Raw genomic sequence first — 18563 nt, 5'->3', positions numbered from 1 at the left:
TATGAATAGAGAAGTATTGAAAATACAGAACTTAGAAGTAGCCTATGGGGAGAAAAAGATCATAAATGGGTTGGATTTTTCTGTCTATAAAGGTGAATTTGTAGGAATTATTGGACCTAATGGTACAGGCAAATCCACTTTAGTCAAAGCTATTACAGATATTATTCCAAAGAGCAGTGGTTCTATTCGCATATTAGATCATGAGAGTACAAGCATATCAAAAAAAGAACTAGCAAAACTTGTAGCAGTAGTACCTCAAGAGTTTAATATTGAATACGAGTTTACAAATTTAGATATCGTCATGATGGGCAGAAATCCTCATATAGATCGAAAACATAAGAAAACTTCAAAGGATTTTGAAATTGTACAAGAAGCTATGGAAATGACCAACACATGGCGTTTTAAGGATGCATTGTTTAACGAGTTAAGCGGTGGTGAGCGTCAAAGAGTAGTCGTGGCTAGAGCAATCGCTCAACAAGCGAATCTAATACTACTAGACGAGCCTACTTCTCATTTAGATGTCCATCATCAATTAGAAATCATGGAATTGATTCATAAACTTAAAGAGAGTAGAGGGGTTACTGTAGTAGCTATTCTTCATGATATTAATTTAGCAGCTCGATTTAGCGATCGGCTAATACTTCTTAACAAAGGAAAAGTTTTAGCAGAAGGAAGTCCTGATGAAGTTATCCATGAAAAATATTTATCTCAACTGTACAAAATGGAAATGATTATTCGAGAAAATAAGATTATCGGCAAAAGAGAAATTGTGCCTCTTCGAGTTATCAAAGAAAAGGTGGATAAACAAGATACAAGAGTACACATACTTTGTGGTGGAGGCTCAGGAGAAGAAATTTTAGAAAGATTTAATTCTCTCGGAATGATCTTATCTGCAGGCATACTTAATAAAGGGGATAGCGACTGGGAGATGTGCAGAATATTAAATATTCCTGTAGTAGACGCCCCACCTTTTTCTGCAATGACGAAAGAACAAGGACAATTAAATTTAGAAATGCTACATCAGGCCGATTATGTTCTCGTCAGCAATATGCCTTATGGAAACGGTAATCTAATTAACTTAGAAATTTTAAAAGATGTAGATAAACCTATTTATTTTATAGAGAAAAATGGGCAGTATGATTATACAGAGGGTAAGGCAACAAAAATTATAGATGAACTAAAGAAAAAGAATAATTTTTATGTTATAGACCATTATGAAAAATTCTTAAGTAATTTTAATTTGGAGAGTAAAAGATGAAAAAAAAGAATATTATGTTTCAAGGCACGGGTTCATCAGTAGGAAAGAGCATTTTAACAGCTGGCGTATGTAGAGTACTGAAAGATATGGGCTATCATGTAGCACCTTTTAAATCTCAGAATATGGCTCTTAATTCCTTTATAACAAAAGATGGAAAAGAAATGGGCAGAGCTCAAGTAGTACAGGCAGAAGCAGCAAGAATTGAGCCTATGGTAGAAATGAATCCAATTCTATTAAAACCATCTTCAGATGTTGGGTCCCAAGTAATCGTCATGGGAGAGGTATATCAAAATATGACGGCAACAGAATATCATAAGAATAAGCCCAAGTTTAAGAATATCATCAAAGAGGCTTATGATAAATTAGCAGAAGAATATGATGCTATTGTAATTGAAGGTGCAGGAAGTACAGCTGAAATCAATTTACGAGAAAACGATTTAGTCAATATGGGAATGGCAGAAATGGTAGATTCTCCAGTTGTTCTCATTGGAGATATTGATCGAGGTGGTGTTTTTGCCTCTATATATGGCACATATATGCTGCTAGAAAAAGAAGAACAAGCGAGAATGAAAGGCTTTGTTATTAACAAATTTAGAGGAGATGTAAAACTTCTAGAGCCTGGAATCAAGATGTTAGAGGATAAAATAAATATCCCTTGTCTTGGGGTTATTCCTTATTTTACACTACATATTGATGATGAGGATAGCGTTTCCCTTAGATTATCTTATCAGGCGAAAAAAGATATCGTAGTAGGAGTTCTCCGATTGCCCCATATTTCAAACTTTACAGATTTTACGCCTTTTGAAATGGATGAAGATGTAGAAGTCAAGTATATAAAATCTGCATTGGATTTTAAAGACATTGATTTACTGATCATACCGGGCAGTAAAAATACCATTGAAGATATGGTTTATTTAAATAATACAGGCATGACGAAAAAGATTTTAGAGCATCATAAAAAAAGTAAACCGATTATTGGAATATGTGGTGGTTATCAAATTCTAGGAAGTGGAATCATAGATGAAGGTAATAATGAATCCTCCGTCCTCAAGACAAATGGTCTTGGCTTATTAAATACAAGCACCATAATTTCTAATAAAAAAAGAACAGTGCAAGTAGAAGGAACCATTGATATCTCTTTTATGGGAGAAAAACTAAAAGCAGATGTAAAAGGCTATGAAATTCACATGGGTGTTACGAAGTTTAACGAAAGCCATCAACATTTTGTACATTTGCAAGAAGGTCACATGGATGGGGCGATTAACCAAGAAGAAAATGTACTAGGAACTTATTTGCACGGTATTTTCGATAACGATAAATTCAGAAAATTTCTCTTAGACAATATCCGTAGACAAAAGGGAATCGAAACAAAAGACCAAACACTATCCTTCGAAGAATTCAAAGAAACCCAATACGTAGAATTAGGAAAGATTATAAAAGAGCATTTGGATGTTGAGAAGATTTTGGAGATTATGAGTGAGTTTTGAGTAATACTTGATTGAGTTATAATTATATAGGTTTGAATCAGTTGAAGGCTAAAATTTTTTAGTTGAACGGGAAGATCTTTAATGAATAATGAAAATTGAACATTGAACAGTACAAATATGCGACTCCTGTTGCCTTTTGAATTGTTCATTATTCATCGTTCATTGTTCACTATTCATTGCGACATAAGTCGCATATTTGCGAAAGGAGCACATATATGGGACGTATTACATTTATTACTGGAGGTGCTCGTAGCGGTAAGAGCACTTATGCAGAAAGAATCGCTAAAGAGAGCAATAAACAAATTGCCTATATTGCAACTTCTATACCTTTTGACGATGGTATGAAGAGCCGAATAAAAAAACATAGGGCCCAAAGACCAAAAGAATGGGCTACTATTGAAAAATATCGCAATTTCAATGAGGTCGTTGAGCTACAAGATTATCAAGAAGCAGATATACTATTAGTAGATTGTGTTACAGTTATGATCAACAATCTCATGTTTTACTCTGGCTTAGATTTTGATACATGTGAAGTAGAAGAAGTAGATGTATTAGAAAAAGAAATCATTGAAGAGGTAAAAAAACTCTTGGATTTATCTCATGAGAAAGACATGATCATCGTAACAAATGAATTGGGCATGGGTTTAGTACCTGCTTACAAAATGGGTAGTTACTATAGAGATATAGTTGGAAGAATCAATCAGTATATTGCATCTAGGGCCGATGATGTATATTTTATCGTCAGTGGACTACAGATGAAGATTAAATAAGGTGATGATCTTGTGAGAAAATTCTTTATAGCCTTAAGTTTTTATACTAGGCTACCAATACAAATTAAATCGGAAGTTAGTGAAGAAGATTTTTATTCCTCTATGAAGTTTCTACCTGTAGTAGGTCTGGTAATAGGTCTTGTTTTATATGCTTTATGGTATCTATTAAAAGACGTAGAAGGGCAAGTTAGCGCCTTTCTGCTGGTATTTTTGTACATATGGCTTACTGGCGGGCTTCATATTGATGGATTTATGGATACATTAGACGGAGTACTCAGTAACCGGAGTAGGGAAGAAACTTTAGAAATTATGAAGGATAGTCGGGTGGGAGCATTTGGTGCAATTGGACTATTGCTTTTAGTATTAGGCTATTTTATTTCTTATCAATTTGTGGACGGATATGCTATTATCATTGCCCCCATAATTGGAAGGACAGGAGCCCTTTTTTCTGCATCTTTTAGTGAGTCTGCAAGAAAAGGCAATAGCTTAGGTAAAGGATTTATGGAGCGAATGGGTAGGAAGGAGAGAGTTTTTGGTCTTATTTTCTCGACAATAATCATCTTATTATTTGATTTCTTTTATCTTATTCCATTTGCCCTGTGTATGCTCATGAGTGCTTATTTTATAAAGTACTTTAAGAATAAATTAGGCGGAATGACAGGGGATACCGTAGGCATGATGATCGAGTTAAATCAAATTGTCTTTCTTTTTGTATCTTATCTCACATGGTATTTCGTCGGTTAATAAGTGGTAAGGAGGAATTGTAATGGAATTTATCTTAGTTCGCCACGTAGAAACTACTGGAAATTACGAAAATAAATTTGTAGGTATTACAGAAGTAGAGTATACAGAAAGAGGAAAAGAACAATTTGTTCAACTAACGGATGCTTTAAAAGAATATAAAGTGGATCAGATTTATTCAAGTCCTATTTCTCGGGCATTAAAGATAGCAAAAAAAGTTGGAGAAGATACTTTAACAGATGTAAAAGTAATTAGTGAACTGTCGGAGATGAACTTTGGAATATTTGAAGGTTATCATTTCCAGGACATTCTTAAGGAGTATAAGGAACATTGGGACGATTGGCAAAAAGACTACTTAAATTATCACATCCCAAAAGGAGATAGCCTTCAATCCTTTCACAATAAAGTAATCTCTTTTATCGATACCATAAAAGAAGAAGAAGGTTCATGTATGATTGTATGTCACGGAGGTACGGTACAAAGCATCATGACTCATCTTTTAGACTTACAGGTTCTTGACCGCTGGCATTTTCACGTACCCCTAGCAGGAATTGTAGAGATTTCTTATACAGAGGGTTATGGCATGCTAAAGACTTTGACAAGTGCGGCAAAATAAAAAGAGCGCGAAATTTCGCGCTCTTTTTATTTTGCCAGCGATCAGCCACCAGCCACCAGCTACTAATAGTAGCCGTAAAGTCCTTTAAGAGAAAAGTCTTACACTTAGAATTAGCTACTATTAAGTTGTTTTTATCTACAGGGGGGGTGAAGTTTTGACCCATGAGACTTGACCCTAGAGGACTGGTGACTGGTGCTAGTGACTAATCGCTGATTTTTGTAACACTTAACCACATAAATTTATATATTAATATTAAGTTGTTACAGGAGGTACATATATGAATTATGAGATGATTGACTGTATTGACGCAGGGACACCCTATTGTCCTTGTCATTTGGCGGAAACCAATGAATGTATCCTTTGTTCACAATTACAAGGAAAAGAATTTTGTGATTGCAAGAATTGGAAGGGGACTTGTATTTATCAGGAACTCATTTGGAATAACAATGAGTCTAAAGCGGAGCGAGAAACGTATAAAGGTGTAATTGTTCAGAAAAGGGAAATAGAAAAGGGCTTAGTAGAATTTGTGATTGAAACAAATCACCAATTGTGCAAACAACTGTGTTCTCCTGGTAGCTATGCGTTCTTAAGGACACCAGAAACTACAGAATACTTTGATGTTCCTATATCCATCGTAGAGAGTGATATTCAAAAGAATAGGCTTCTTATGATTATTGAGATTGAGGGAATTAAGACAAAAAAAATTTATGAGAAAGAAGAAGGAGATACATTACTAGTAAAGGGTCCATTTTGGAATGGGGTTTTAGGTTTAAAGAATGTAGGAACTTGTAAAAACAAAAATGTCCTTTTAGTAGCTCGGGCTATTGGATTGGCTCCAATGATTCCAGTACTCAAAAAACTCTACAGACAAAACAATAATATATCCCTCGTAATAGACAAGGGAAAATACGAAGATGTATTTATCAAAGATTTTTTGCGTAAATATCCTTGTAATGTATTAGAGATAGAAACTCTTTATAAAGGTGATTTAACCCAGGGTTTTGGGGAAAAACTAGAAGATTTTATTGGAAATCATAAGGTAGGGCATATTCATATTTCTGGGCCAGATATATTGATTCTACAGATATTAAAAAATATTAATGGGAGAACGAAAACATCTTGCTGTAATAATGCAAAAATGTGCTGCGGTCAAGGGGTCTGTGGAGCGTGCACCACAAGATTCGAAGGACACGTAGTAAAAAGATTATGCAAATTACAAACAGACCCAGAATATATTTTTGAAGGGAGAAGAAATATATGAAAGTTGTAATAATAGGTGGTGGATGGTCTGGCTTGGCAGCTGCAATAACGGCAAAAAAAGCAGGTGCAGATGTAGAAATTTATGAAAAGACAGATTTAGTCCTAGGTTTAGGTAATATTGGCGGTATTATGAGAAATAACGGAAGGTATACCGCAGCAGAAGAATTGATTGCATTAGGTGCAGGAGATTTGATCTCTATAACAGATAAAGCTACAAGACATAAAAACATCGATTTTCCAGGTCACGAACACGCTTGGTTATATGATATAAATATTATAGAGCCTATGGTAAAAAAATATGTGGAAAACATGGGCATCAAAATTTTCCTTAAAACTAGAGTTATTGATGTAAAAAAAGAAGAAGATCATATCGTAGGAATTGTCTTATACGATGGAAGTTTTGTCTCTGGAGATGTATTTATAGAAACTACAGGCTCTACTGGACCTATGGGCAATTGTCTTAGGTATGGAAATGGCTGTTCTATGTGTGTTCTCAGGTGCCCTGCATTTGGCCCTAGAGTAAGTATTAGTTCAAGAGCTGGAGTCCCTGATTTACAAGGGGAAAGAGAAGAAGATATTTATGGCGCTTTTAGCGGATCTTGTAAGCTTGGAAAAGAAACTTTATCACCAGAAATTATAAGACAATTAGATGAGACAGGAGTGGTTGTTCTAAAGGTTCCACCAGAAGATATAAACTTGGATAAATTGAACCAAAAGGTATGTCAGCAATACGCATTAAAAGAATTTGCTGAAAACGTGGTTTTATTAGATACAGGTCATGCTAAACTGATGACTTCCTATTATCCTCTTGAAAAACTTCGAAAAATTAAAGGCTTAGAAAAAGCACAGTATATGGATCCATATGCAGGCGGAAAAGGAAACTCTATCCGTTATCTTTCTGTAGCGCCCAGAGAAAATAATATGAAAGTAGCTGGATTAAATAATCTTTTCTGTGCAGGTGAAAAATCAGGTTTGTTTGTCGGTCACACGGAAGCCATATGTACAGGATCTCTTGCAGGTCACAATGCAGTCAGATGGCATCTTGGAATGCCTCTTCTTATCTTACCAAGAAGCATAGCAATTGGAGATTTACTAGCTTATGAAAGTGAAATGACGAACACTGTTGAAGGAAAAAGAAAGAGATATACATTTGCAGGTGCGGGTTATTTTAATAGAATGAAGGAATTAGGCTTATATAGCATTAATAGTGAAGAGATTAGCAGTAGAGTGAAGAAATCAAATTTAGAAAATATTTTTGCTCAAAGATTAGTGTAGCATAAGATATTATTTTATAGAATTATCACTATAGCGAACACCATGTGCATAAAACATTTATTAAATATTATAATAAAAATAGTAAGGTCGCCTTTGGGTACCTTATTGTTTTTATTTTTTTGAATATTTTATATATAAACTTTATAATGATATAAATAAGATCTAAGTTTTAAGTTCTAAGTTGTATATAAAACCATCTAAACAAATACTTTAACTTAGAATTTACTACTTAAAACTAAATTAGGGGGTATTGCTATGGTAGATATAACGGATATATTAGAAAATGCAACTGTCGACCTATTATTTCGTTTTAAAGAAGAGTCACCAAATCTAATAAGTTTAAATCGTAATAATTTTTCAGATATTATAAAGGCAGCAGATCGTCAAGGACAATTAAAGGATACGGAAATCGATATGTATCTACGAATGCTTTCAGATGAAGATTTTATATCTCTTATTGCGCCAGCAATTGAAAAAGGACAATTCCAATGGATAAAAGAAGAGAATTACAGTTTATTAGTTGAGGATTATACACCTTCTAAGAAAAAAGATTATTTATTTATAAATGAAAAATATTTGACTAGGTTATTAATTAAAACATATATAAGGTACGAATGGGTTTTAAAAGCAATGGCTATAGATTATGCAAAATACCTTGATGGAGATTTGATGGAAACCTATAAAGAGTATTTTGAAAATAATAATCGAGTAATCGAGTTGATTCTATTAGAGGGCTATTACGACGAGAGCGCAAATCACTGGAAAATAGATTTGGAACACAATATTTTAATCTATTCCTTTGGCAAAAAGGAAGTGATTTGGACAAAGGGAGAAGCAGAAAATCGATTTGAAGAGTTGATTTAGTAGAGCGCGGAAAGCTGACAGCGGAACTTTGTAGGTGATATAGAATTCAAAATGCAAAATGCAGGATTAACTTTACACTTCATTGCAGCCCTTTGCTTGTCATTCTGAGGATCGTAGCGACGAAAAATCTGTAGAAACTAGCTTGTCGCCACTTAGAATCAAAAGGGCTCAAAATTGGAAAAAGTCATTAGCTGTATTTTTGACCCATAAGGTATGACCCAAAACACTGATCGCTACCAGCTGGTTGCTGGTGGCTTATTTTTCAGCTTTCTGCTTTCAGCCCATTCAAAAAAGATTCGCAACGAGATGAAACGCTAAAAAAATTAGTTCGCATACTTTATACAGTGGAGGTATTATTATGAGGATGTATGATATTATTCTGAAGAAACGAGAAGGGGGAGAGCTTTCAACGGAAGAAATCAATTATTTTGTAAAAGAGTACACCAAGGGAACCATACCCGACTATCAAGCATCTGCTCTATTAATGGCTATATTTTTAAAAAAGATGTCCCGTAGAGAAACAGTTGATTTGACTAAAGCGATGATGAACTCAGGAGATGTTTTGGATTTATCTCAAATAGAAGGGGTAGTTGTGGACAAACATAGTACAGGAGGAGTAGGGGACAAAACTACTTTGATTTTAGCACCATTAATCGCTTCTTGTGGTATACCCATGGCTAAGATGGCAGGTAGAGGACTAGGCCATACAGGAGGCACAATTGACAAATTAGAGTCTATAGAAGGATTTAATACTCAAATGTCAGAAGAAGATTTCATCCAACAAGTAAATAAAATAGGCGTAGCCATATCAGGTCAAACAGGTGATTTAGCACCAGCAGATAAGAAAATATATGCATTAAGGGATGTAACAGCAACTGTAGATAATCTATCCCTTATTGCTAGTAGTGTAATGAGTAAAAAATTAGCCTCAGGAGCACAGGGAATTCTCTTAGATGTTAAGATGGGGAATGGCGCTTTTATGAAGTCAGAAGAAGATGCTGTAGAATTAGGAAAGATAATGATCGATATTGGCACAAATATGAGCAAGGACGTAGTAGCAATCATATCTGATATGGAACAGCCTTTAGGTAGGACTGTGGGAAATGCCATAGAAGTCAAAGAGGCTATTGAAGTCCTACAAGGTGGAGGTCCAGAGGATCTAGTAGAATTGTGTCTTGTATTAGGCTCAGAACTTCTACTATTAGCAGGACTTAATGTAACACGTGAAGAAGCTAGAAATCTTATTAAAGAGAAAATCAAGAGCAGAGAAGCTTTTAGAAAGTTCGTAGAGCTTGTTAAAGCACAAGGGGGAAAAGAAGAACAAGTACTTCATCCTGAAACATTGCCTAAGGGAAAATACGAAATAAAGTTTATTTCAGATAATACTCAGTACATCGCTCATATAGAAGCAGAAAAAGTTGGCTCATGTGCTTTACTATTGGGCGCTGGGAGAGAAAATAAAGAAAGCAAAATCGATTTAGGTGTTGGGATTTACTTAAACAAAAAAGTTGGCGAACAAGTAAACAAAGGTGAAGCTATTGCTACAATTTACGCCAATGATGAAGAAAGAGGAAAACAAACAATAGAAAAACTAAAAACATGTTATCAGTACTCTGATACACCAATAGAAGAAAGAAAGCTTATTTATGGCATATACGATAAAAGTAATGTAAAGTAAAGGTCTAAGATTATTGTAAGCAACTAAAGGGGAAACGTACGTACTCGAAGTAAAGCTACCAGCGTCCAGGGACCATCCGCCAGTACTAAGGCAGTAGTGTTCTTATGTAGTCATCGTGAGCGCAAGCGAAGGATCTTAGACCTTAGAGCTTGACCTTAGTAAGATTTATCTATTGTAAAATATTATTTTGATTTAGAAAGTTGATGGTCAAAACTTAAAATTATTCAGCTACCAATGGTAGCTAAAATACTAAAAGCTGAACGCTGATTGCAAATTATATTTGCTTTTACTTAGAACATAGAACTTAAAACGTAGAACGAAAGCGCGAAGCGCTTTCTAAGAAAGGTGTATTCGCAATGAAAATAACAGAACTAAAGCCACAAAAGAATGGAACATTTTATAATCTCTTTGTTGATGGAGAATTTTTGTGTTCTGTAAATGATGAACTCATCTTTTTACATCACTTGTCTGTAGGAAAGGAAATAGATAAAAAAGAACTTATAGAAATTCAAAAACAGGCAAATTTAAAAAAATCTTATAATTTAGCAATAAAATATTTGGGTTTTCGAATGAGAACAGAACAAGAGGTAGAAAATTATCTTTTAGGCAAAGATTTTGATGAAAATACAATTCAAATAACTCTAGACAAACTAAAGGATTACAAGTTTGTCAACGATGCTCAATACATTAAAACATATATAAAAGGTAAAATTAATGAAGGACAATCTAAGAACAAAATTAAGTATTATCTCATAAAAAAGGGTTTAGAAGAAGAATCAGTTATTGCACAATTGCAATCATGCTATCCACACGATTTAGAGATATATCACTTAGAAAAACAAATGGAAAAAGCTACTGATAAATACAATCAACTGCCTTATCGGGACAAGGTGGCAAAAATCAGCCAATATTTTCTACAAAAAGGCTATCAATCAGAAGATATAAGGACAGTAAGTAACAAGATTATTTCCCGGGAAACAGAATTCGACCAAGTATTTATGGATCGACTCGAAAAATTGGGGAACAAGTACATAGAAAAGTACAAAAGAAAGAATCTAAGTGACCGAGAAGTTCGACAAAAAACCATGGAAGCTTTGTATCGCAAAGGATATGATGTAGATGTGATTAAAAAATACCTTAGTTCTGTAGATTTATATGATTAATAATATGCAGAAAGTGGAAGGCCGAAAGCGGAAAAAACCGTGCTATCAGCGGTCCAGTAATCAGCCATCAGATTTGAGCATTCCTTTTGGGTCAAACAATGGTGCTTTCGGCACTTAAAGAAAGGTCCGCGAAGCGGACCTAAGATAACTACTTAAAGAGGATTAAAAGCTAAAATGAATATTGAAAAATGAACACTGAACATTGAGCAGTACAAATATGTCACTTTTGGGTAAATCTCTCATGTGCATTTCATTGTTCATTATTCATTATTAATTATTCATTGCGACGTAAGTCGCATATTTGACCACCTGACCACCTTGTTTAATTCTTAAAACTATGAATCGGAGCAGGTATTCTGCCACCCCTATTGATAAAGTCTTCTGAACTAAATTTATGAACAGCCATAATAGGTGCATAGCCTAAAAGTCCACCGAATTCCACTGTGTCTCCAACGGTTTTACCGTGTACAGGAACGAGGCGAACTGCTGTTGTCTTGTGGTTAATCATACCAATTGCTGCTTCATCCGCAATAATAGCGGAAATTGTCGATTCCGGAGTGTCTCCAGGGATTGCAATCATATCTAATCCTACAGAACATACACTTGTCATGGCCTCTAATTTGTCAAAAGTTAATGCTCCATTTAAAACAGCTTGAATCATTCCTTCGTCTTCGCTGACTGGAATGAATGCTCCACTTAGTCCGCCAACAGAAGAAGAGGCCATAATTCCACCTTTTTTCACTGCATCATTAAGCATTGCAAGGCATGCAGTTGTGCCATGGGTGCCACAAGCTTCTAAACCTATCTCTTCTAAAATTCTTGCAACACTGTCTCCAATTTCTGGAGTTGGAGCTAAGGACAAGTCTAATATGCCAAAGGGAACTCCAAGTCTAGAAGAAACTTCTTTTCCAACGATTTGACCTGCCCTAGTAATTTTAAAGGCAGTCTTTTTTATATTCTCAGCTACGATATCTAGTGGAGCACCTTTATCTTTTTCTAATGCAGATTTTACTACACCTGGTCCACTGACGCCCACATTGATGACGACCTCTGGTTCTCCTACACCATGATAAGCTCCAGCCATAAAAGGATTGTCGTCTACAGCATTAGAAAATACGACGAGCTTTGCACAACCAATAGAATCTCGATCTTTTGTGAAATAGGCAGTGTCCTTTATGATTTTACCCATAAGCTTTACTGCGTCCATATTGATACCCGCTTTTGAACTAGCTAAATTAACAGAGGAGCAGACTCTCTCTGTTTCACTTAGAGCTTCAGGTATAGAATGAATGAGAATTTCATCGCCTTTTGCAAAGCCCTTTTGAACTAATGCGGAAAATCCACCAATAAAATTTACACCTACTTCTTCAGCAGCCTTGTCCAAGGTTTTGGCAAAAGCAGTGTAATTTTTGTCATCACTAGCAGCTGCGATAAGAGCTATTGGTGTAACAGAGATTCTTTTGTTAATAATTGGAATACCAAACTCTGTTTCAATTTCATTGCCAACTTTAACGAGGTTTTTAGCATAATTCGTTATTTTGTCGTAAATCTTTTGTCTAGCGCGCTCACCACTAGAATCGATACAATCTAACAAAGAAATCCCCATGGTAGTCGTTCGTATATCTAAATTTTCTTCTTCTATCATTCGAAGTGTTTCAAAAATATTACTGTAAAAGCTCACTAAATTACCCTCCTTAAATATTATGCATGGACTTGAATAAGTCTTCTAGCTGTACTTTTATAGACAATCCAATTTCTTCTCCTAATGCCTCTAAAGAATCCTTTAATTCTTTAAAATCACAATCCATATTTGAAAGATTGACCATCATCATCATAGTAAAATAATTCTGCATAACCGTTTGGCTAATATCCTCTACATTGACCTTTTTCTCTGCTAGTACCTTTGTAACATTGTAAATAATTCCTACCTTATCTTTCCCGATAACTGTAATAACACCTTTCATATGAAAGCACCTCCATGAATTTTCGCTAGTTGACGTCTACTAGCTTTCTGTATTTCTCATAAGTTAGAAACTTAGTGATAACTTGTTAATATGCTGAAAGCTGAATGCTGAAAGCGGAACTCTGACCGCGATGGGCTAATAAATATGAGATACTTTCCGCTTTCAGCCAAAAAGAAAATGAGACCGAAGTCTCAAAGAAAAAGTAAATTTAAATTTTAAGTTAAAATATACTTTTGTCTCTGTCCTTTTACCTGAGAGTTTTAACCATAATATGGCTTTATCCCCTTCGGTGCTTTTAGAAGTCTCTCCAGAGTCCTGTCCATTAACGAAAGTTACCCGTTAATTTCACCCAGCTAGTATGTAGTTATTTGTAGAATAATGAATTATATTTATAACTATAGCATTGGACGAAGAAAATGTAAATTCATTTTCTGAATTTGTAAACCCTATCGTGGAAAGCAGATAAATCAGCCATCAGCAACCAGCCGTCAGCGTTCAGTTTTTTGGGTCATACCTCACGCGTCAAAAGGACAGCTACAAGTTATCAGTACTGTGATAACAGTTACGTTGCAACGGTGAGGCACCGTTCCCAACTTTATCTCGTCTGAAGGCCAGTATACTTTCATAGCCAACTAATTACTTTTTCCAATTTTACAACATACCAACATTTCAACTTAAAAGTTCTGCTTTCCGCTTTCAGCATTCCGCTGATTAAGGTTTTCTCATCCAACCGTCCAACCATTTCACTTTATGTCTTTTAAGGTTTTGATTTTTGTTTTTTGGTTTTGCTTACCACCTGACCACCTCATACCACCTTATCACTTGACCAAAGAAATTCCTTTATATATAATATACCAATAGTATTTTCTAGGAGGAATTACAATGATTTGGACGGAAATAAAGATAAAGTCTACTCCAGAGTCAGAAGAAGCAATATCTAATATTCTTTATGAAGCTGGTGCAGATGGAGTAGTAATAGAGTCACCAAACAATTTATCTATATTAAAGAACAAAGAAGTACTATGGGATTATATAGATGATGATTTAATAAACATGGATCCAGAGGTTTCTATAATTAAAGGGTATATAAATGAAACGGAAAATGTAAAGGAAGCAATTGCTCAGATTAAAAAAAGGATTGATCAATTGCCTTCTTTTGGTTTGAATACGGGAAATGTAGAAACTACAATTACAGAAGTGGATCAAGATGATTGGGAAAATTCGTGGAAACAATATTACAAACCTACTTTAATAGGACAACATTTTATCATAAAACCAAGTTGGGAGCCCTATATATCGCAGGAAGGTGATCTGATTATAGAAATGGATCCTGGTATGGCCTTTGGATCAGGTTTACATGAGACAACTCAACTTTGTATCATCAATTTAGAAAAACACGTAAAAGAAGGAGATATAGTCTTTGATATAGGCTGTGGATCAGGAATATTATCTTTGGCTGCAGCAAATCTCAATTGCAAAAAGGTAATAGGAGTAGACGTAGATTCTCTAGCAGTACAGGTAGCTAAGGAAAATGCAATTCACAATCGTTTAGATAAAATTATCGATGTTCGTCAAGGTGATCTTCTAGACGTAGTAGATGAAAAAGCAGATGTAATAGTAGCCAATATTCTAGCGGAAGTCATTGTAAAATTAGCAGATCAAATAAAGCCTTGTTTAAAGGAAAATGGAATCTTCATTTCTTCAGGTATCATACTAAGTAAAGTAGAATTAGTAGTAGATAGTCTTCTAAGTAATGGTTTTGAAATAATTGAAGTTCAACGAATGGGAGAATGGGCGGCAATAATGGCTCAATATAAGGGATAAAATGCATCGTTTTTTTATAGAAGATCATCAAATTGTAGACGAGCAAGTATATATTAGTGGTGAAAATCATGAACATATGACCAAGTCTTTGCGCGTGAAAATAGGCGAAAAGGTAGAGCTGAGCAATGGAAAGGGTTTAGAATATATAGCCACAGTACAAGAAATAGACAAAAATCAAGTCTTATTAGAAATCATAGAAAAAACTACAAATTCTTCTGAAATGCCAGTTAAAATAACCTTATACCAAGGTCTTCCTAAAGCTACAAAAATGGATTTAATTGTACAGAAGACAGTTGAATTAGGTGTGACAAATATTGTGCCAGTGATTATGGAGCGGACGATTGTAGAAATGGATAAAAAGGCTAATAAGAAAATCGAACGATGGCAAAAAATTTCAGAAGAGGCAGCAAAGCAGTCTAAGAGAGGCATTATTCCCATAATAAAGCCTGTTGTAAAGCTAAAAAATATAGATAAAGAATTTGAAAAAAATGATTTGAATCTTATAGCTTATGAAAATGAAGATGATAGCAATTTAAAAAAAATTTTAGAGGCACATAATAAAGTACAGAAAATAGGCGTATTAATCGGACCAGAAGGCGGCATATCCGAAAAAGAAGCTCAGTATTTAAAAGAACTTAAAGCAAAATCCATTTCCTTAGGGAAAAGAATACTTCGAACGGAAACAGCCGGCATGGCTGCACTTTCTATGCTAGTTTATCATTTTGAATTATAAGGTGGTTAGGTGGTCAGGTGGTCAGCAAAAACTTAAAAACTAAAGATTCTTCGGCTAAAGCCTCAGAATGACAAAGAAGGAGCTAGAGCTAAGAGAATAAGCTAGAGCCAAGAGAATGAGCATTGGCAATTAAAGTCTCACAGCACCAGCCCTACCTAATACCCTAGTCATTCTGAGCAAAGCGAAGAATCTTTCAAAACAGCCACCACTGGTGGCTAAATTTCAGCTTTCCGCTTTCAGCATTCCACGCATTTAAGAGAAAAGGAGAATTTATATAGATGAAAACCGCCGCTTTTCATACATTAGGTTGTAAAGTAAATACCTATGATACTGAATCGATGATGGAATTATTTGAAAAAGCAGGTTATGAAATAGTGAGTTTTGAGGAACAAGCAGATGTTTATATCATTAACACTTGTACAGTAACAAATGTAGGTGATAGAAAGTCTCGTCAGATGATACGAAAGGCAAAGAGAGTAAGTCCTCAAGCTATAGTAGCTGTAACAGGTTGTTATGCTCAAACATCTCCTGAAGATCTAAAAAAGATTCCAGAAGTCAATATTATTATAGGCAATCAAGATCGAAATCGAATTGTCCAATTAGTAGAAGAAAAAAAGGTATCTGGTCACAATATAGATATTGTACAAGATATTATGAAGACAAAAGAATATGAAGAATTAAAAATATCTAAGGTAAAAGATCATGGGAGAGCCTTTATAAAAGTTCAAGAGGGTTGCAATAATTTTTGCTCTTATTGTATTATTCCTTATGCCAGAGGTCCAGTAAGGAGCAGGAGTATAGAGAATATTCTTGAAGAAGGCAGGCAAATAGCAGGACAAGGTTATAAAGAAATCGTCATAACGGGTATTAATGTATCTTCTTATGGTAGAGAATTAGAGGGTGTTACTTTAATTGATGTGCTAAAAGGTTTAAATAAGATAGAAGGTATAGAGCGTATTCGTCTTGGCTCCTTAGAACCTATGTTGTTAGACGAAGAGTTTATTATGGGTTTAGAAGATATCGATAAATTGTGTGACCACTTCCACTTATCTTTACAAAGCGGAAGTGATGAAGTACTAAAGAAAATGAATCGTAAATACGACACAAAAACGTATAAAACCATTATAGATAATATTAGAAAAGTTTTTCCCCAAGCATCTTTGACCACAGATATAATGGTAGGATTTCCAGGAGAGAGCCATGAAAACTTCAGAGAAAGCTACGAGTTTATTGATCAAATTGGCTTTAGTAAACTCCATGTATTTAAATATTCAAAAAGGCAAGGTACTCCTGCGTCAAAGATGGATAATCAAATACCGGAGTCTATAAAAGAAGAGAGAAGTAAAGAAATTATTCAACTTTCTGACAAATTGGAAAAAAGGTATTATAAACAATTTTTGGGTAAAAAAATGACTGTATTGATTGAACAAAGCTCAAAAGAAGATTATAATATTTATCAGGGACATACTACAAATTATATATTGGTAAAAATACAGAGTAATAAAAATATGATCAATCAAACAATTCCTGTAGAGATTAAAGAAATACGTACAGGTTTTGTCAATGGAATCCATAAAGAATAGGAGATTTATATGGACGATTGTTTGTTTTGTAAAATTGCAAGTAAAGAAATTCCTGGCGAAATAGTCTATGAAGACGATAATGTAATAGCCATAAAAGACATTAATCCTCAAGCACCTATACATCTTTTGCTTATACCAAAAGAGCATTACGATTCCGTGCTTACCGTACCAGCTGGCAATGAAATCATCACCCAAATACACACTGTTGCAAATCGATTAGCCTTAAAGTTTGGCATAGTAGATACTGGATTTCGATTAGTAAATAATTGTGGTGAAGATGGAGGACAAACGGTACTTCACTTACACTATCATTTATTAGGTGGAAGAAATTTGGGTTGGCCTCCAGGTTAGAATTATTTGACATGATATAATTGTATATTATATAATAATAGTGTTAAATGCCCGCTATTACGATAGTAGCAATAACTCTAACAATCTGTTACATTAATGTAGTAGAGGGGAGGGTGGAAAATGTCTGAAGTAAAAGTTAAAGATGGTGAATCATTAGAGAATGCTCTACGCAGATTTAAGAAAAAAACAGCTAGAGCAGGTGTATTGTCTGAGGTTAGAAAAAGAGAACATTACGAAAAGCCTAGTGTTAAAAGAAAAAAGAAATCTGAAGCTGCTAGAAAAAGAAACACTAAAAAGTTTAGGTAAGAGGTGTTTACATGTCCCTCAAAGAGCAATTAGTCGCTGACTTAAAGCAGTCAATGAAGGATAAGGATACAATCGCAAAATCAGCCATCACATTAGTAAGAGCAGCAATACTTCAAGTCGAAAAAGATGAAAGACGAGAATTGTCTGAAGATGACATTATCGGCATCATTTCGAAACAAGTAAAGCAGCGAAAAGATGCGCTTATAGATTTTCAAAAAGCAAATAGGCAAGACTTAATCGATCAAACGGAAAGGGAAATCGAAGTTTTAACGGAATACCTTCCCCAACAATTAAGTGAAGAAGAACTAAAAGTCATTGTACTTGATGCGATAAATGAAGTTGGCGCAACCTCCATGAAAGATATGGGCAAAATCATGGGCATAGTAATGCCTAAGATTAAAGGCCGTGCTGACGGTGGAATGGTCAATAAAATAGTAAAAGAAAATCTGTAGTTTAAAAAAGTCCGAGAACTTGCGTTCTCGGACTTTTTTTAGCTATCAACCAGCAAAATGGCTACCAAAGGTAGCTGTAATGCTTTATGTATCTTGCTTATCATTTGTAGTCAATTAATCCCACCTCGCAATATTCTGTCTTCTGATTTATTTTATTTAATAAGAAGTTCTACTTATATACATTAAACAATGTGTGAATTATTGTGCAAATGCTACTACTAATTCTAAATGACCCGAA

18 protein-coding genes and 1 riboswitch are annotated in these 18563 nt (G+C 34.8%); of the genes, 16 read left to right on the top strand and 2 right to left on the bottom strand.

Annotated features, from left to right (window positions below; translation table 11 throughout):
• The first annotated feature begins 1 nt into the window (after nt 1).
• From DES36_RS01790 to DES36_RS01745, 10 genes are all read left to right on the top strand, one after another.
• Nucleotides 2-1258: an ABC transporter ATP-binding protein gene (locus tag DES36_RS01790; protein WP_113919505.1), complete on the top strand. Its 1257-nt coding sequence runs from the start codon at nt 2-4 to the stop codon at nt 1256-1258.
• The gene (locus DES36_RS01785) at nt 1255-2745 is read left to right on the top strand and encodes a cobyric acid synthase (protein WP_113919504.1); all 1491 of its coding nucleotides are present in this window, start codon (nt 1255-1257) and stop codon (nt 2743-2745) included. The genes DES36_RS01790 and DES36_RS01785 overlap by 4 nt, the downstream gene beginning before the upstream one ends.
• Nucleotides 2746-2960: 215 nt before the next feature.
• Nucleotides 2961-3515 carry a bifunctional adenosylcobinamide kinase/adenosylcobinamide-phosphate guanylyltransferase gene (cobU, locus tag DES36_RS01780; RefSeq protein ID WP_113919503.1) on the top strand — a complete coding sequence of 185 codons (555 nt, stop codon included), beginning with the start codon at nt 2961-2963 and terminating at the stop codon, nt 3513-3515.
• Nucleotides 3516-3527: 12 nt separating this feature from the next.
• Nucleotides 3528-4259, top strand: a complete 732-nt coding sequence (gene cobS / locus DES36_RS01775; RefSeq protein ID WP_113919502.1) for an adenosylcobinamide-GDP ribazoletransferase — start codon at nt 3528-3530, stop codon at nt 4257-4259.
• A gap of 22 nt (nt 4260-4281) precedes the next feature.
• Nucleotides 4282-4872, top strand: coding sequence for a histidine phosphatase family protein (locus tag DES36_RS01770; protein ID WP_113919501.1), 591 nt, complete (start codon nt 4282-4284; stop codon nt 4870-4872).
• A gap of 277 nt (nt 4873-5149) precedes the next feature.
• Nucleotides 5150-6133: a sulfide/dihydroorotate dehydrogenase-like FAD/NAD-binding protein gene (locus DES36_RS01765; protein ID WP_113919500.1), complete on the top strand. Its 984-nt coding sequence runs from the start codon at nt 5150-5152 to the stop codon at nt 6131-6133.
• Entirely contained in the window at nt 6130-7407 is a 1278-nt protein-coding gene (locus tag DES36_RS01760) for an FAD-dependent oxidoreductase (protein WP_113919499.1), read from the top strand. Before DES36_RS01765 ends, DES36_RS01760 begins: the two co-directional genes overlap by 4 nt.
• 255 nt (nt 7408-7662) lie before the next feature.
• Nucleotides 7663-8271: a hypothetical protein gene (locus DES36_RS01755; RefSeq protein WP_113919498.1), complete on the top strand. Its 609-nt coding sequence runs from the start codon at nt 7663-7665 to the stop codon at nt 8269-8271.
• 358 nt (nt 8272-8629) lie between these two features.
• A complete protein-coding gene (locus DES36_RS01750) occupies nt 8630-9949 on the top strand; it encodes a pyrimidine-nucleoside phosphorylase (RefSeq protein WP_113919497.1) in 1320 nt (439 codons plus the stop codon).
• A 356-nt stretch (nt 9950-10305) separates the two neighbouring features.
• A complete protein-coding gene (locus DES36_RS01745; RefSeq protein WP_113919496.1) occupies nt 10306-11112 on the top strand; it encodes a regulatory protein RecX in 807 nt (268 codons plus the stop codon).
• A gap of 322 nt (nt 11113-11434) precedes the next feature.
• Here the strand turns inward: DES36_RS01745 and DES36_RS01740 are convergent, their stop codons facing one another.
• Together DES36_RS01740 and DES36_RS01735 are read right to left on the bottom strand one after the other, a co-directional pair.
• Nucleotides 11435-12793, bottom strand: a complete 1359-nt coding sequence (locus DES36_RS01740; RefSeq protein WP_113919495.1) for a PFL family protein — start codon at nt 12791-12793, stop codon at nt 11435-11437.
• 13 nt (nt 12794-12806) lie between these two features.
• Nucleotides 12807-13076, bottom strand: coding sequence for an ACT domain-containing protein (locus DES36_RS01735; protein WP_113919494.1), 270 nt, complete (start codon nt 13074-13076; stop codon nt 12807-12809).
• Between the two features lie 229 nt (nt 13077-13305).
• Nucleotides 13306-13397, bottom strand: a riboswitch (glycine riboswitch).
• 561 nt (nt 13398-13958) lie between these two features.
• Between DES36_RS01735 and prmA the strand changes: the two genes are divergently transcribed.
• From prmA to DES36_RS01705, 6 genes are all read left to right on the top strand, one after another.
• The gene (gene prmA / locus DES36_RS01730; protein ID WP_113919493.1) at nt 13959-14900 is read left to right on the top strand and encodes a 50S ribosomal protein L11 methyltransferase; all 942 of its coding nucleotides are present in this window, start codon (nt 13959-13961) and stop codon (nt 14898-14900) included.
• Between the two features lies 1 nt (nt 14901).
• Nucleotides 14902-15633 carry a 16S rRNA (uracil(1498)-N(3))-methyltransferase gene (locus DES36_RS01725; RefSeq protein ID WP_113919492.1) on the top strand — a complete coding sequence of 244 codons (732 nt, stop codon included), beginning with the start codon at nt 14902-14904 and terminating at the stop codon, nt 15631-15633.
• Nucleotides 15634-15911: 278 nt separating this feature from the next.
• On the top strand, nt 15912-17216 hold the full coding sequence (gene mtaB / locus DES36_RS01720; RefSeq protein WP_113919491.1) for a tRNA (N(6)-L-threonylcarbamoyladenosine(37)-C(2))-methylthiotransferase MtaB: 1305 nt from the start codon (nt 15912-15914) through the stop codon (nt 17214-17216).
• A 9-nt stretch (nt 17217-17225) separates the two neighbouring features.
• Nucleotides 17226-17567 (top strand): histidine triad nucleotide-binding protein, encoded by a 342-nt coding sequence (locus DES36_RS01715; RefSeq protein ID WP_113919490.1) that lies wholly within the window; start codon nt 17226-17228, stop codon nt 17565-17567.
• A 120-nt stretch (nt 17568-17687) separates the two neighbouring features.
• Nucleotides 17688-17873, top strand: coding sequence for a 30S ribosomal protein S21 (gene rpsU / locus DES36_RS01710; RefSeq protein ID WP_113919489.1), 186 nt, complete (start codon nt 17688-17690; stop codon nt 17871-17873).
• An 11-nt stretch (nt 17874-17884) separates the two neighbouring features.
• Entirely contained in the window at nt 17885-18325 is a 441-nt protein-coding gene (locus tag DES36_RS01705; protein ID WP_113919488.1) for a GatB/YqeY domain-containing protein, read from the top strand.
• The last annotated feature ends 238 nt before the right edge of the window (nt 18326-18563 follow it).

Origin of the sequence: Alkalibaculum bacchi (assembly GCF_003317055.1) — a bacterium.
In the GTDB taxonomy this organism is placed as follows: Bacteria; Bacillota; Clostridia; order Eubacteriales; family Alkalibacteraceae; genus Alkalibaculum; species Alkalibaculum bacchi.
This window is presented reverse-complemented; position numbering and strand designations above follow the sequence as displayed.

What these genes read in the sequence shown, in the direction of transcription:
- DES36_RS01765 (WP_113919500.1), top strand. Translation starts at nt 5,150, where the DNA reads ATGAATTATGAGATGATTGACTGTATTGACGCAGGGACACCCTATTGT.
- rpsU (WP_113919489.1), top strand. Translation starts at nt 17,688, where the DNA reads ATGTCTGAAGTAAAAGTTAAAGATGGTGAATCATTAGAGAATGCTCTA.
- DES36_RS01760 (WP_113919499.1), top strand. Translation starts at nt 6,130, where the DNA reads ATGAAAGTTGTAATAATAGGTGGTGGATGGTCTGGCTTGGCAGCTGCA.
- prmA (WP_113919493.1), top strand. Translation starts at nt 13,959, where the DNA reads ATGATTTGGACGGAAATAAAGATAAAGTCTACTCCAGAGTCAGAAGAA.
- cobU (WP_113919503.1), top strand. Translation starts at nt 2,961, where the DNA reads ATGGGACGTATTACATTTATTACTGGAGGTGCTCGTAGCGGTAAGAGC.
- DES36_RS01715 (WP_113919490.1), top strand. Translation starts at nt 17,226, where the DNA reads ATGGACGATTGTTTGTTTTGTAAAATTGCAAGTAAAGAAATTCCTGGC.
- mtaB (WP_113919491.1), top strand. Translation starts at nt 15,912, where the DNA reads ATGAAAACCGCCGCTTTTCATACATTAGGTTGTAAAGTAAATACCTAT.
- DES36_RS01735 (WP_113919494.1), bottom strand. Translation starts at nt 13,076, where the DNA reads ATGAAAGGTGTTATTACAGTTATCGGGAAAGATAAGGTAGGAATTATT.
- DES36_RS01745 (WP_113919496.1), top strand. Translation starts at nt 10,306, where the DNA reads ATGAAAATAACAGAACTAAAGCCACAAAAGAATGGAACATTTTATAAT.
- DES36_RS01705 (WP_113919488.1), top strand. Translation starts at nt 17,885, where the DNA reads ATGTCCCTCAAAGAGCAATTAGTCGCTGACTTAAAGCAGTCAATGAAG.
- DES36_RS01755 (WP_113919498.1), top strand. Translation starts at nt 7,663, where the DNA reads ATGGTAGATATAACGGATATATTAGAAAATGCAACTGTCGACCTATTA.
- DES36_RS01790 (WP_113919505.1), top strand. Translation starts at nt 2, where the DNA reads ATGAATAGAGAAGTATTGAAAATACAGAACTTAGAAGTAGCCTATGGG.
- DES36_RS01770 (WP_113919501.1), top strand. Translation starts at nt 4,282, where the DNA reads ATGGAATTTATCTTAGTTCGCCACGTAGAAACTACTGGAAATTACGAA.
- DES36_RS01750 (WP_113919497.1), top strand. Translation starts at nt 8,630, where the DNA reads ATGAGGATGTATGATATTATTCTGAAGAAACGAGAAGGGGGAGAGCTT.
- DES36_RS01785 (WP_113919504.1), top strand. Translation starts at nt 1,255, where the DNA reads ATGAAAAAAAAGAATATTATGTTTCAAGGCACGGGTTCATCAGTAGGA.
- DES36_RS01725 (WP_113919492.1), top strand. Translation starts at nt 14,902, where the DNA reads ATGCATCGTTTTTTTATAGAAGATCATCAAATTGTAGACGAGCAAGTA.